We start from the raw sequence: 14,506 nt of genomic DNA, 5'->3' as shown, positions 1-14,506 counted from the left end.
CCGACCCAATGCCCGGACATATATGACTTTATCCTCTTGAGCATACTTGAGGTTCGACAAGGATGGCTGAAACAGCGATGGCACAAGTTCTATGCTGTATATGCGGGTTCGAACAAGTGATCTTCTGAAATACAGGGAACTTCTGTTTCATGTCGGGGAACCTCAGAAAGTTGAAAGGTTTGGTATGTTTTTTACTTCCGGCCAGAGTCATATGTTACAAAAAACAGGTGTGGGAGACCGAAAGTTTACGATTGGATGCGGATTAAAGAGCATTTGTCTGAACTGTATTCAGCGGAATCGCAGCCGGAGCGCAAAGAAAGTTGTATTTTTGAACTTATCTCTTTTGCCTAAAAAGCACTTAAGCAATCGCCAGGTCGCACTTCTAGTCATATACACTTATGTTGTATTTATCGCAATATATGTATAATTATTCAATAGTATCAATGCATTGGGGTGTTGCGGAAAATGTTACAGCCCGTTACAAAATGCAGAAAGCGTAACATTTTGTGTTGGGCATTTTTTCTGATTGAACCTCAATGAAAATCCCGACTGGGAAACAGGCGTTTTGCTTGTTCGCGGGGGTGGCGGGCGCTAGCGCGTTGGGGGCGTGGGGCGTCGTCGGCTTCGGGGCGGGTGATGCCGATTGCGTCTTCCATCGGGTGGCCCAGTTCCGTCAGGCGATGTGACATGTCTTCAATCGTCTGGGCGATCAGATGCACAACGATGCCTTCGCGTTGCAGATAGCCGTTTACGCGCAGCAATCGCCCGCCCATCACGATACGGCGGAATTGCTTATAGACCTTCGGCCAGACCACGATATTGGACACGCCGGTTTCATCTTCCAGCGTCAGGAAAATCACACCAGAGGCAGTGCCGGGACGTTGGCGGGTGATGACAAGGCCACAGACACTGCCGCGTCCCAAAGGCACATGTTGCAGCTGATCATGTGGGATCAGACCCGGGATCGCAGGACGAAGCAGTTCCATCGGATGGGCGCGCAGGGTCAGGCGGGTGGCGACGTAATCTTCAACCACTTCTTCGCCCAGATGCATGCCGGGCAGGGTGACGGCGGGCTCATCAATGCTTTCGCCATCAATCGGGTCGTTAAACAGGGGCAGGGGGGATTGACTGCGGATCGCTTTCACCTGCCAAAGCGCATCGCGCCGGGTCAGGCCCATGCCGATGAAGGCGTCGGCCTCGGCCAGACGTTCCAGTACCGCAGGCGCAACACCGGCGCGCAGCCAGACGCTTTCCGGGTCCTGAAACCCATTGCCGCGTGCGGCGACAATCCAGCCTGCGTCTTCTTCGCGAAACCCCTTGATCTGGCGAAACCCAAGCCGCATGGCCAGGGCACCATCGGTGCGGCGTTCCAACATGTTGTCCCAGGCGCTGGCGTTCACACAGATGGGGCGCACCTCGACCTGATGTTCACGGGCATCGCGCACGATCTGGGCGGGGGCGTAGAACCCCATGGGCTGGGAATTCAGCAGCGCACAGGCGAAGATGGCGGGATGGTGGCATTTCAGCCAGGCGGACACATAGGCCAGCATGGCAAAGGCGGCCGCGTGACTTTCGGGAAAGCCGTATTCGCCGAACCCTTCGATCTGGCTGAAACATTGGTTGGCGAAATCTTCGGTATAGCCACGGTCCAGCATGCCATTCACGAACCGATCCCGGAACGTGCCAATGGTGCCCATCTTGCGAAAGGTCGCAAGCGATCGGCGCAGCTTATCGGCCTCTTCTGGCGTAAAGCCCGCACCCACCACGGCGATCTGCATGGCCTGTTCCTGAAACAACGGCACGCCAAGGGTTTTGCCCAGGACACCACGCAGATCTTCCGAGGGGAAACTGACCTTTTCACGCCCCTGGCGACGGTTGATATAGGGATGCACCATGCCGCCCTGAATCGGACCAGGCCGTACGATCGCGACCTCGATCACCAGATCGTAAAATTTACGGGGCTGCATGCGCGGCAGGAAGTTCATCTGTGCGCGGCTTTCGACCTGAAACACCCCAATCGCATCCGCCACACATAACATATCATAAGTTTGACTGTCGGCCTGTGGCACGGTTGCGATGCTTAGATTTTGGCTTTCGTGTTCCGTCAAAAGATCAAAGCTTTTGCGAATACAGGTCAACATCCCAAGGCTGAGAACATCGACCTTCAGGATGCCAAGCGCATCAATGTCATCCTTGTCCCATTCGATAATCGTGCGGTCCTCCATCGCGGCGTTTTCAATCGGGCACAACTCATCCAGACGCCCTTTGGTGATGATAAAACCGCCGACGTGTTGGGACAGATGGCGGGGAAAACCAATGATTTCGCCAATCAATCTGATCGTCTGGGCAAGGCGGCGATCGTTCAGATCAAGGCCCAGCTCTCGTATGCGTTCGGGATCGGCCCCACCATCCGACATGCCCCAGATCTGGCCCGATAGTCCGGCGGTGACATCCTGGGACAGCCCCATGACTTTACCGACTTCGCCAATGGCTGCGCGAGACCGAAAATGAATGACCGTTGCACACAACCCGGCCCGGTGCCGCCCGTAGCGTTCGTAAATCCACTGGATCACTTCTTCGCGGCGTTCATGTTCAAAATCCACGTCAATATCTGGCGGCTCGCCCCGGTGTTCAGACACGAAACGTTCCACCACCATGGTGATGGTTTCCGGGCTGACATCGGTGATGCCCAGCAGGTAGCAAATGATCGAATTCGCCGCCGATCCGCGCCCCTGACACAGGATGCCCTGGCTGCGCGCATATTGCACAATGTCATGCACGGTCAGGAAATAGGCGGGGAAATCCAATTTCGCGACCAGCTTTAATTCCTTCTCAAGTTGCGCTTTCGCTTTCTCACTGGCCCCTTTCGGATAGCGTCGAACAAGCCCTTCGCGCGCCAGACGTTCCAGCCGCGCCATAGAGCTTTCACCATCTGCGATCTCATCAGGGTATTCATAGCTGAGCTCGCCCAGATCAAAGCTACAGCGGGCGGCGATTTCCATTGTGCGCCTGATCGCTGCGGGGTGATGACGAAACAGGCGCGCCATATCCGCATGGCCCTTCAGGCGGCGTTCGGCATTTGGCAGGGCACGGGTGCCGATCTGATCAATGGTGATGTGATGGCGCATGCAGGTCAAAACATCTGCCAGTTTCTTACGTTTGCCGTGGTGCATCAACACGTCCCCCACCGCAACCATGGGCGCGGAACACCGTAAGGCGAGATCAGCGCAGGCGGTGAAATACCCCTGATCGCTGCCGTCATATCGCGGGGCCGTGCCCAGAAACACATGCCCGGGAAAACGGCGTTGAACCGAGTGAATATCAGGCGGGGCGGTCTTCAGATCACGGGGCAGGGCAATCAGGATCATTCCTGCGCCGTGATCCATCAGATCCTTCAGATCAAGATGACATTCCCCCTTCGGGGCGCGTCGTTTTCCCAGGGTCAGTAACCGCGTCAGGCGCTGATAGGCCATGCGATCTGTGGGCAGGGCGAGCCATTCAACAGTGCTGTCACGCAGGACCAGGCGACATCCTGTGATCAGCCTGGGCAGGGCCGCATCCGGGTTTTCCTCTCTGAGAACTTTCAAAGCAGACCAGGCCCGCACAACACCGGCCAGAGAATTGTGATCCGTGATCGCAATGGCCCTAAGCCCCAGGCCTGCCGCACGGGTGATCAGTTCCTCCGGATGAGAAGCCCCGGTCAGAAAGGTGAAATTGCTGGTGGTGCAGAGTTCCGCGTAGGTCATGCGAATTCCCCCTGCACAAACCATGCCGGGTTTTGTGGCGTGAAAAATAGCCACAATCTACGCCCCTGGCGCGTTTCCACCCGCCAGTAATCCCGCACGCCCGCGCGCCAGTTTTCATCCGCCATCCACCACTCTGGCGTAATACGTTCCGGCCCATATTTACGTCCGGTGGACAAAGCCATGCGCCGCCAGCGAAAATGATCCGGCGGCTGCGGTGTGTTTCCGGCAATGGGTTCTGGCGGAAACAGGTGGGTCGGCCGGGGTTGTGATGCGATCCACGCGTCATCCGGTTCGGAAAAAGCCGCTGGCGCAATGATGAAACTGCGTTCTGGGATGTGACTGTCGGCGGGCAGAAAACGCTGAATATTCTCAAGCCCGATCCGCGCGCCAAGCCGGGTGATCAGATCATCCAGCTGATCCTTTCCACCGTTAGACACATGGCTGGTCTGTTGCACCGGCAGCGTTTCAACCTGAGTTGCCATCAGGTGCAACTGATCAATACCAAAGCCGGCATCCACCCCATCCACACCGCGCTGAAACAGCGGCAGAATACGGGGGGCATCATTCAACGCGCGCGCCAATCGCAGCTCAACCTCCTGGGCTTGTTGATCCACGCGACGCAGAGTCAGCAACAGCACACGCGCGCCAACACCGTCCGTGGCCAGCTTTTGACAAAGCTGCACCAACAGACGATCAACCCCCGCCATGACATCGGCACACAGACCAATAGGTTCCGGCAATGTCATGCGCACACCGTAATGGGGCGGGTCTTTCAGCGGGGTGATATTTTCAGGTTGCACCCCAAGCGCCTGATCCAGCCGCAACAACAGATCCGGTCCAAATCGACGGGCCAGGGGGGCGCGTTCCGTGGTGATCAGGTCACCAATGAAACGCAGCCCCAGTCGCTGCAGGGCGATACCGGTTTTGCGATCAATGCGCAGGGCTGCAACGGGCAAAGCAGCAAGGGCAGCCTGCATGTCATCGGGCGTCGGATCATCACTATAATGCGCCAGCGCCCAGGCCCCACCACGACTGACACCCAGGCCGGGACGCGCAGTGATACCCGCACGCGCCAGGCGTTGTTGCATGTCATAAATCATGGCGGCTTCATCGCCAAACAGATGGGCAGACCCCGTGATATCCAGGGTCAGCCCATCGTCACCTTCCAGCCCGACCCAGGGACAATACCGTGTCGCCCAGCGGTGCAATGTCAGAAGAAATGCCTGATCCGCCTGTATATCCGCAGGCATGCTGTGCAGGTCCGGGCAAAAAGCACGGGCATCGGAAAAAGGCATGCCCTGATGCAATCCCTGGTGTTCCGCGGCTTTATTCAGGCAGTAAATCCGGTTCGCATTGCGTTCAATCAGGGTCAGGGCGAAGGGGCCGTTTATTGGACGTGCGCGCAGAACCCGGTCACTGGCCAGGCGGGGAAACCACAGCGAGACGATCCGCCGGGTTGGTTTGATGCGGGTTCCAACGAACATACCAATCACACAATGTTCCTGATTTGTTCTTAATAAGCGACCACCGCATGAGAGTCGAGTCCGCGCGATCGGGATCAAACACCGGATCACAGCGCCAGCGGGTCTCAGCCGCATTGCTGCCCATGCCGTCCGGAATGATGCACAGCCCGGTTGTGCCGCCGTCCTTTGCCGCCAGCTGCAACCGACGCCCGGCTGTCAGATCAAGGGGCTGGTCAAGCTCAATAATAACATGTGACAGGCTGCCATCACGCAAGGCTTCTTCCATCACGGCAAGACCTTCCATCTGATCTTTAATCTGCGCCAGTAAGATCCGGGAGGGATTGCAAAACGCTGATAAGCCAGCCGGGTTCAGATGATCTGATCGCCAGGCCTGACGTATCCAAAGCGCACGCCCCTTGCTTTGCCCGACAGAAATCGCCGCGAAACAAAACGCCCCACCGCCACACACTTCGTGAACACGGGTTTGTCGCAAAGGCAAGGGGAGGTGGGTATCAGACAACATAACCGGATCCTAAAGGAAGGCACTCTTGATTTCAATTTGAGGAAGCGGCCCTTGCCGTGCCATCGGGCGTCAGTCCCTCCCCATCAACATCGAAATACAGTTGGCGCCGTTCACTGTGACAAACACAGGCTCACTCCAGATTGTTAAACTCCATCCTCTCAGACGGTCTCAGGATTGCAAGGTAGCCCCGAAAGCGCAAAGCCGTCTGTGCTGGTTTCCTTGAGATGCGCCATGAGGGTCGGTAACTGGCGAATTTTGTTGAAAAACTCTACCTTGATCGTCGAGTGGATTGCTGATTCAATTGTCATATTGATTGGGGGATTTCGCGATGCCGGGACCTAAGCAGGAAGCACAGGCGGCGCTGTTTCGTCGACCGGCAATGGTTTGTATCACAAGCCATGAGAGGGAATGAGTTTTCGCTGGAAGGCCATGTCCCACAGGATCACCCGCTACGTTCAATTGATCAGTTTGTCGACCTCGGTGATATCCGCCAATATCTTGCTGAGTTTTACAGCCACACCGGCCGCCCATCCATCGACCCTGAGCTTCTGATCCGCATGTTGTTAGTTGGCTACTGTTTCGGGATCCGGTCGGAGCGACGCCTTTGTGAAGAGGTCCATCTAAATCTTGCCTATCGCTGGTTCTGCCGCCTTGATCTGTCTGATCCAATTCCAAATCATTCGACCTTTTCCAAGAACAGACATGGCCGATTTCGGGAAAGCGAACTGCTACGCCACCTCTTCGAGAAGACTGTTGCGCGCTGCATTTCGGACGGCTTAGTGGGTGGGCAATGGATAGCGCCTCTGGATCAGGGCCGATGTTGGGGTGGCTCGTAGATCGCGACATCAAACCTCACATTCCTGTGCTGGATAAGTCAGGTCGTACAGAGGGTACATGGTCTCGCGCTGATTTCGAATGGGATCCTGAGAACAGCCAATATATCTGTCCTGAGGGCGAACCGCTTAAGCAGTTCCGGCGCAACTATTCTGACCCGAACCGAAAACCGACAGGCAAAGGCGTTGCCAGGTATCAGGCTCTGAAACACACATGCCAGGCCTGTCCTTCGAAGGCCCTGTGTTGCCCAAAAGCGGATGCGCGCAAAATCACCCGTGAGGAACATGAAGACGCCCGTCAGGTTGCCCGCGATATTGCCAAAACCAGACAATACAAAGTCTCGATGCGGCTGCGAAAGAAAGTAGAAATGCAATTCGCCCACCTGAAACGCATCCTCGGGTTGGGACGATTGCGATTGCGGGGACCAAACGGCCCAAATGACGAATTTCTCCTCGCCGCAACTGCCCAGAACCTCCGCAAACTAGCTAAGATATTTCCAGCTCCGCAGCAAACGTGCAAAGCCTGATAAGAAAGGCGCTCGAGCCCGGTTCTAAGTGTTCATTTCTGCAAGTGCAGCATGGTGTTTTTCAACAGAATCGGCTGTGAACAACCTCATCGCGGATTTGCGGCAATGGGTGCGGTTCGATCAGGATGCGGTTTAGATGGGGGAGTTTGAAGCGTGCGTCTGACAGCTTTGCGAATGGAGTGTTCCGCAGAACGATCATAAACGGTTGTGGAAGCCAATCAGTTCTACCTGGCTGTTCACCTGAACTTTCTCAAAGATTTGCTTCAGCCTTTGTCGAACCGTAGACACTTTGAGACTCAAAATATCAGAGATCATGTTTGGCGTATTTCCATCCACCAGCAGATCAACAGTCGCAATTTCTGATGCGGTCAGACCGTAATTCTCTCGAAGTTGCGTGTGTTTCAGACCGGTGGCGACACTGCATTCAGTCCGAATAGCGCATACTTTGAAGTGCATGAAAAAATGACGCAAACCGGGAGGGATCTGAATGACCAATACGTTCGTATTGTTTCTGTCAGTGTTGAATTGAAAGGCGCGGCTCAATGACAGGTTGGGATCACTGACACAAAGTTCGCGTATTTCTGCGACAATGTCTTCACTCACTTCCTCGGGTAACAAATGGTTCATGCGTGTCTGGGCTTGCAATTTGCCGTCGCTGTTGATGCTGAAGCAGGCCTTCCCATCTACATCAAGCACGAAAACTTCGGATTCAGTGCCCTTAAAAAATTGTGCGAATGTTGCGATGCGTTTATGGGCCAATTCATCCGCACGTGTCGTTGCTTTGGCGAACATCGCCTGGATACGCTCAATCAAAATCGCAGCAGCAGGGCTGATTTCTGGATGATCATTGTCAAAATGGATTGCCAGCGCCCAATACCCATTTGGCGTTATAATACGCACGCAATAGGAAACCCCAAAATTTAACGGATAAAGGTAATCGCGATAAATCGGTATCTGGTCTTTTATGGCACGATCGGGAAAGACATCATGGTCGCAGGCATGTCCCTTTTCCATCATACGCTTCAGTACTGCTTCGCGCGGATCGTTCTTAAACCAGCCGTCGCTGAGGTAGCGGGGCAAAGCTTCTTTCATATTTTGGGTTCCGGCCATCCACATCCCGCGGAAGAATGGATCAGTGGCCGGAAAAAGTGCCCCGCGCGCGCCAAGAATTTCAACGACGATATCCAGAGAGGGATCCCAGTATTGTGCGTCTTCAGTCGCCAATGCGAGTGTCGTTTCAAGTTGTTCAAATAGGTCTTCCACTGTCGGCATCCTTTGAAGAACGGAGGCATTCCCTACCCCACGCCAGGTGGCCCCAAGTGTATTCATAAAGCGTCCTTCTGCCTTGCATAGAAAAAAGAAGGTGGAAGGTATGTATTTCCATACCTACCACTTCAACCCACTGAAAGAAAGTAATTTAATGGACTTCGAGCATAGAATTCGCGGTTCAGTTCCAACATATTTCACAAGCACTACCATATGGTAGTTCGCATCAAAGCATGCCCGTCTTATCCTTACAAGCAACCTTGCCTGACCCTTGGTTGATAAAAGTATTTGAATTGGAATTTCCATCATGACCGCATGCATCCCCACCGCAGCCTCACGCATTTTAGCACTCGGATTGGTTACCTGCCTTATTGCGCCGTCATGGGCGAGCGCACAAAATATTTTGGCAGACGGCGGGTTTGATGGCGCACCCCAAACGCAGTATGGCAATCGCTTTGACGAAGATCTTTCGCCCTGGATGTTTGCAACTGTCTCACCCACAGCGGTTATCCAGAACACGCAAAACCTGGTGGCTGTCGATGGGCCGGGCGGGTTTGATTATCTGGATTTAGGTCCCGAGTCTGACGCATCCGGGGCGCCTGCAGGTGTCACCCAGTATTACATCGATAGCGGTAATATCCCGCTTTATGCGTGGCAGTATTTCACGCCCAGTTGTCGTGGTACAGCGACGGCAAGCATGAAAGTGACCAACCGCGAAGGACATGGAGAAACCGGACCAACGCGCACGGGGAGCGAAGTTCCACCGCAAACTGACCCATTCACATTTCGCAGTACGCAAGGTGGCCTGGCAGTGCTGCAGGTTTCTAATGAAATCCCAGCGTTTCCTGTTGGTTTCGGCGTTGCGCCCGCGACAACCGCGCAACTTGTCACGGCCCTGAAGACACAATTCGATGCTGAAAAGATGCCGTTTCTTTTGACCGCTGGCAGCACCCAGACCTATCCGTGGACGCCGATGACGGTACAGGCCCCTGTTGAGGCGGGCCAGCTTTACGCCTTTATGGCCGAACTTGGTCACAGTGTGAATATGGACGAGGCCTCGGTTGAGGTCGCGTGCGACACACCAGTCGTTCCCGTGCAAACAGAGGCCACAGTAACCAAGACCTGCTCACCCCCCGTTGCAGGTGTTCACAATGGTGTATCAGGTATGTTGTGGGACTGTGTGATTGATGTTCAGGGCGTGTTCAATGTCCAGCCTAATCAAGGCATTGTGCATGTCACCGATCTGGTGACGCCGTCAACGGGAAGCACCGCTGAAATTATATCAATGACCTCCCAATCGGGAAATTTGAATTGCTCGTACAATAATGGCTTGTTGTGCCTTGTCGGGGGCAATGGCTTTGACACACTCAATGGTGAAGCGGTTGATGTGCAGCTTTTCCTGACGGGGTCACCAGCACCCGCGCTGCATACAGTCGAAAATTGTGGTGATGTGCGGTATTTTAAGGATGGTCATTCCCCTGGCTTCCCGCAAAGTTGTGTGACAACTCAATGGGAGATGCCAGCAACTTCACCTGTCGTCGGGGCTGTCAAAACCTGCGATCCGATTGCCCCTGTCAGTTCTGGTCCGATGACCCTGAACTGTCAGATCGAAGTAACAGGCACCAATCTTGTACCGGGTAGTTTTGTCATTGCGGGCGATGGTTTTGCGGGTCTCGCGCCGGTGACGGCATCGATTGCCGGCACAATGATGAACATCACTTCAAACGAACCCTGGTCCTGTGTTGATCTGAATATTAACACGCCCAGCTCTCTTGGTTTATGTGAACTGGCTGCGGCCGATATGGCGGCAGCTGGTGGCATCTCGGTGATCAATGTAAGCTTTGAATTCACCACTGACCAGACAGGTGGCCAGGTGGTCAATTGTCCAATGTCAGATACATCACCCACATCGTTTATTGGGGCTGCGGGACAGCGCAACGCCGAACCGCCGATGCGCAGCCCGCAGGCTAATTCTCAACAAGGATTGCCCGATGGTTGCGTAATCCTGGATCTGCCAGGCACGACCCCAACCCCTAAAATCGAACGCGCGGAAATGAACAAAAGCTGTGATCAGCCTGTGCAGGCCGTTGTCAATGGTGTGCTGGGATACACATGGGATTGCGAAGCGTCGATCACGGTTACCCCAACACCATTTAGCGGGACCTTCACCTTCGATGATGATGCTTCCAACATTTCGATTGGCTCAGCACAATTCCTGTCAGCGTCGGAACCGAATTGTCAGGGGATTGGCACAGATCAGCTGAGCTGCACTCTGGATGGCACTGTGATGACAGCGCCGCATCTCGTTACCTATCAACTTTTCACGGCGGTCACGGATCCCAATCAACCGATTGAGTGGGAGAACTGCATCAGGGGCCGTGCCGAAACCGTGGCGGATGAATACCCAACGGTCCCGATGTGTGTTGGGCGTGTGATTAAGCCCGAAATCTCTATCGATGATCCTGAACCCAACGAAATAGCTTTGTCCAAATTCTGCGGCACCCCACGTGATGGACAGCATGATGGCGTCAACGGAAAGCTGTGGTCCTGCGAGATCACCGTTGCGGCCAATCCTGCGCCGTTCTCTGGCAGTTTTAGCTTCCTTGAAGACGCCAACAACATATCTGGCACAACCAGCGCCAATATCATTGGTTATCAGTCCGGCAACGCGGCCTGGACCTGTGGTGGCACCTTCCCGCAGCCGCAAACCCAATGTGGAATTGTTGGCAGTGCATTTTCACCATCCGGTGTTGAAACAATCAGTTTCGATCTGTTCGCAGCCGATCAGGGCAACAGTGTGAAATGGGAAAATTGCGTGTCAGGCAGCTATTCGAATACGTCTGGTGAAGCACGGGCTGTAGAGGGCAATTGTGTGAGTGTCGATTGGGACACCCCCAAAGAGCCTCCGGTTATTCCGCTGGAAAAGAACTGTCGGGTGACCGGCACAGAAAGCGGCAACACCAATTACCTGTGTTCAATCCATGTGAACCCGCCCGTCAGTGGTACCGTCACTGGCCCGCTGACGGTGGATGAATTGTTCACCACAGCATCCGGTGCACCGGCAACCCAATATATCCAAAGCCTGACGGGCACGCCCGCTGCGCCAAATGGATGGGTTTGCCAGCAACCTGCATTCCCGAATGGGGCAAGTTGCACAATTTCTGCGGCTGATTTCAACAGCAACACGGGCCATCGGATAGATGCCCATATCGCAATCCCGAACGGGGTTCTGCAAAAAGAAGAATTCAGGAACTGTGCTCAGGTGCGCATCGGTGATCAGGTCGTCGGATCAGCTGACTGCGTGGATATCACCGGGGAAATTGAAGAGGTGCGTTTTGATGTCGAAAAATCCTGCAAGCCATCAGGTGAGCGACATATCCTTGGCGACACAGGCTGGGTGCAGGCCTATCAATGCACCCTGACTGTGACGACGAACGGGGTTCCGTTCACAGACCCACTCTGGATCACCGAAGATTTGCATTTCGGGACAAACTCCGGCGCGGGGCAAATCCAAAGCATCACCTCGGCTGATCCCTGGTCTTGCTCAAACCCGCCGTATTCTGCCCCGGGTCAGGGCAACGTGCCTTATTGCGGCATCCAGGGCACTCAGTTTCCGGCCTCTGGCACCTCGACGCTTACGGTTGATCTGATGATGAATGCGGCGATGGATCAATTCGGCGCAGAGAATTGCGTGTCACTCAGCGTCGGTCAGCCAACGCCGAATGGCCTTCCGGCGCCCATCGCCAGTGATTGCTTTGAAATCGCCCCGGCACCAACCCTGGAAGATCCTGACATTGATCTGGTGAAAACCTGTTCGCCTGCTCAGCAAACGACTGCGGGCCAATGGACTGTCGCCTGTACCCTGACCATAACAGGTCAGAACCTTCCTGCCGGGCTGCAGGTTCGTGTCACAGATGAACTCATGTCATCGGCGACCCAAACTGCAATTTATGGCCAGGTTATGGGGGCGACAAACGCCTGTGGCGGTGGCCAGATGAATGGCGGCACGTCCAGCGCGTGTGATATCACCACTGATGATATCATCTCCGCGCCGGGTGGTGTTCTGACCATCCCGTTTACCGGCACCTACCAGGGGCCAGCGGGGCGCCCGTTGAATGGCGCTCAGGCCCAGAATTGTGCGTATGTCGATATTGCCGCGCTGGGCTTACATGGGCCAATGGGTGGAAATGGTAAATCTTGTGTTCCCGTGACCTTCCCGCTTTCGTCTGTTGGGGGCGCAGGCCCTATGATCGGGGATGTTGTTACACCTTCCACACCGACGCTCGGAACAGGCAGTTTTGAGGTGGGTTCGGTTACCGATACCATCGCCACACCTGTCATCCCGGTTGGATGTGGTTTTGATACGCTGTTTCTTATTGATCGATCCGGATCCATGAACCTGCACAATCGTCTGCCGCTTACCAAACAGGCTCTTATTGCTGCGCTGCGTGTTTTTGAAGGCGGCGGTTCAAGATCGGGTGCGATCATTTTCAATCAATCGGCAAATATCATTGGTGGACCATCTGCACTGCTGCCCTCACCCGACTTAGAAGCCGCGATTGGTGGTTTTTCTGCATGGGGGCACGAAGACTGGCAGGTTGGCATGTCTGCCACAAACACTTCCGTGTCTGGCATGACAGATAAACCGTTGGTTTTGTTCATTTCTGATGGGGTTCCAGGCAAGCCTTTCCCTGGCGATTATGCGCAGAACATAAATGCTGCGTTACCGGCGCTGAACGCTTTGCGCAACCAGGGCAGCCGTGTTGTCGGGGTCGCCCTTGGATACACATCTGTTGCCACCAGCCTGTCGACACTGCTTGGGCCGGACCTTGTCACCGCAGGGGGCAATGCTGCGTTCGATCCGCTCACGACAGACGTAATTCACATTCCTGACTCATCCCAGATCATTCCGGCATTTGAAGCCATCGCGCGTGCATATTGCCCCGATAGGGGGCGAATGACCGAAGCACAAACAGAAGCGCTGATTGAGGTGATGCAAGCCATGCCAAAATCGGAAAGTGCTTATCTGGGGGATGACGAAGACCACGTATCACTGGAGCAGGATGAAGTGGTTCAGCCACCAGTCCTTCCAACCCAGTCGCCGGTTTTGACCATCCTCAAAGAACAAACCGGACCATGTGAACCCAATCGCGCCAGTCAGACCTATAGTTGTGGGTTCCGGTTAAGTGTGATCAACACCGGCACCGGGCCATATTTCGGGCCACTGGTGGTCACTGATACAGCCGGCAATCCGGGACTCAGATCGGCGACTGCAATTGCAGGGAATGACTGGACCTGTGGCGCGGTTGTGCGCGATGCGATCTCTTGCACGAACGCAGCCGTCAATCTGGCACCGGGGGCTTCAACCCATGTTGACTTGCGGATGAATGTCCAGGGCCTGCGCGCAGGTGGCAGCATCCGGAACTGTGGCACCACAGGTGTGACAGCTGATCATCGTCAGCGGGTTGCATTGATCCAGAAGATCATGAACGATCGCGGCCTGGAGGCAGGGCCCGTTGATGGCGTCGCTGGTAACAAAACCTATGCGGCCCTGAGCACATTGCGCAGCGATCTTGGTTTGCCGGGCAGCCGCGAGTTTGACAATGCTTTGTTCAACGCTCTTGGTTTGCCGTTGCAGACCGCAGGCCAGGCGTCTTGTATCACGGTTGATCTTGCGCCGATGCCAGCCCCACCGTTGCAATGCAACACCAGCACCACCGTGGCCCAGGGCGAAAGCTGTGCTTGTCGTTACGATAACATGACGCGCCGCAATGCAACGTCCTGCCGGTGTCAGCCGGGGTTCAGTCTGGTGGCAGGTGCAGGGTGTCAGGAAGTCGTTGCCCCCACACCACAGCCCGTCCCGGAAACCGGACCGGATTGTGACCGGCGTTCAACCTATCCGGATGGAAACGCCTGTTCCTGTATCGATCGTGAGAACGCAAGAAACGTCTCGGAAACGCAATGCAGATGTAGCAATGGCCTGCCGATGATCAACGGAAAGTGTATTCCGATCAGGGTTAATCCGACGATTGAAACGGATGGGCCAGCTGAGCCAACAGAATGTCGCATCAGGATCAATGGTATCTGCCTTAATTGAATGAAATTGGGCTGCGCTCCCAATGCGTGGCCCAGTTGATCACTAGAACTT

Annotated in this window: 5 protein-coding genes and 1 pseudogene; 2 read left to right on the top strand and 4 right to left on the bottom strand. The window is 54.9% G+C overall.

What is annotated here, in order from left to right:
• Positions 1-533: 533 nt before the first annotated feature.
• From H1D41_RS02925 to H1D41_RS02915, 3 genes are read right to left on the bottom strand one after another with little or no spacing between them, the layout of a single operon-like run.
• Positions 534-3,746 carry an error-prone DNA polymerase gene (locus H1D41_RS02925; protein ID WP_228847505.1) on the bottom strand — a complete coding sequence of 1,071 codons (3,213 nt, stop codon included), beginning with the start codon at positions 3,744-3,746 and terminating at the stop codon, positions 534-536.
• Positions 3,743-5,230, bottom strand: a complete 1,488-nt coding sequence (locus H1D41_RS02920; RefSeq protein WP_228847765.1) for a DNA polymerase Y family protein — start codon at positions 5,228-5,230, stop codon at positions 3,743-3,745. The genes H1D41_RS02925 and H1D41_RS02920 overlap by 4 nt, the downstream gene beginning before the upstream one ends.
• Positions 5,160-5,732 carry an ImuA family protein gene (locus tag H1D41_RS02915; RefSeq protein ID WP_228847504.1) on the bottom strand — a complete coding sequence of 191 codons (573 nt, stop codon included), beginning with the start codon at positions 5,730-5,732 and terminating at the stop codon, positions 5,160-5,162. The genes H1D41_RS02920 and H1D41_RS02915 overlap by 71 nt, the downstream gene beginning before the upstream one ends.
• A gap of 328 nt (positions 5,733-6,060) precedes the next feature.
• Between H1D41_RS02915 and H1D41_RS02910 the strand changes: the two are divergent.
• Positions 6,061-7,092: pseudogene (locus H1D41_RS02910) on the top strand (transposase).
• 195 nt (positions 7,093-7,287) lie between these two features.
• Here H1D41_RS02910 and H1D41_RS02905 read toward each other — a convergent pair.
• Entirely contained in the window at positions 7,288-8,421 is a 1,134-nt protein-coding gene (locus H1D41_RS02905; RefSeq protein ID WP_228847503.1) for a helix-turn-helix transcriptional regulator, read from the bottom strand.
• 340 nt (positions 8,422-8,761) lie between these two features.
• Between H1D41_RS02905 and H1D41_RS02900 the strand changes: the two genes are divergently transcribed.
• Positions 8,762-14,455, top strand: a complete 5,694-nt coding sequence (locus H1D41_RS02900) for a hypothetical protein (RefSeq protein ID WP_228847502.1) — start codon at positions 8,762-8,764, stop codon at positions 14,453-14,455.
• Positions 14,456-14,506 lie beyond the last annotated feature (51 nt).

Source organism: Halocynthiibacter styelae, from assembly GCF_016123485.1.
GTDB lineage: Bacteria > Pseudomonadota > Alphaproteobacteria > Rhodobacterales > Rhodobacteraceae > Halocynthiibacter > Halocynthiibacter styelae.
Note: the sequence above shows the minus strand (reverse complement) of the source record. Positions and strands in the feature narration are given on the sequence as shown.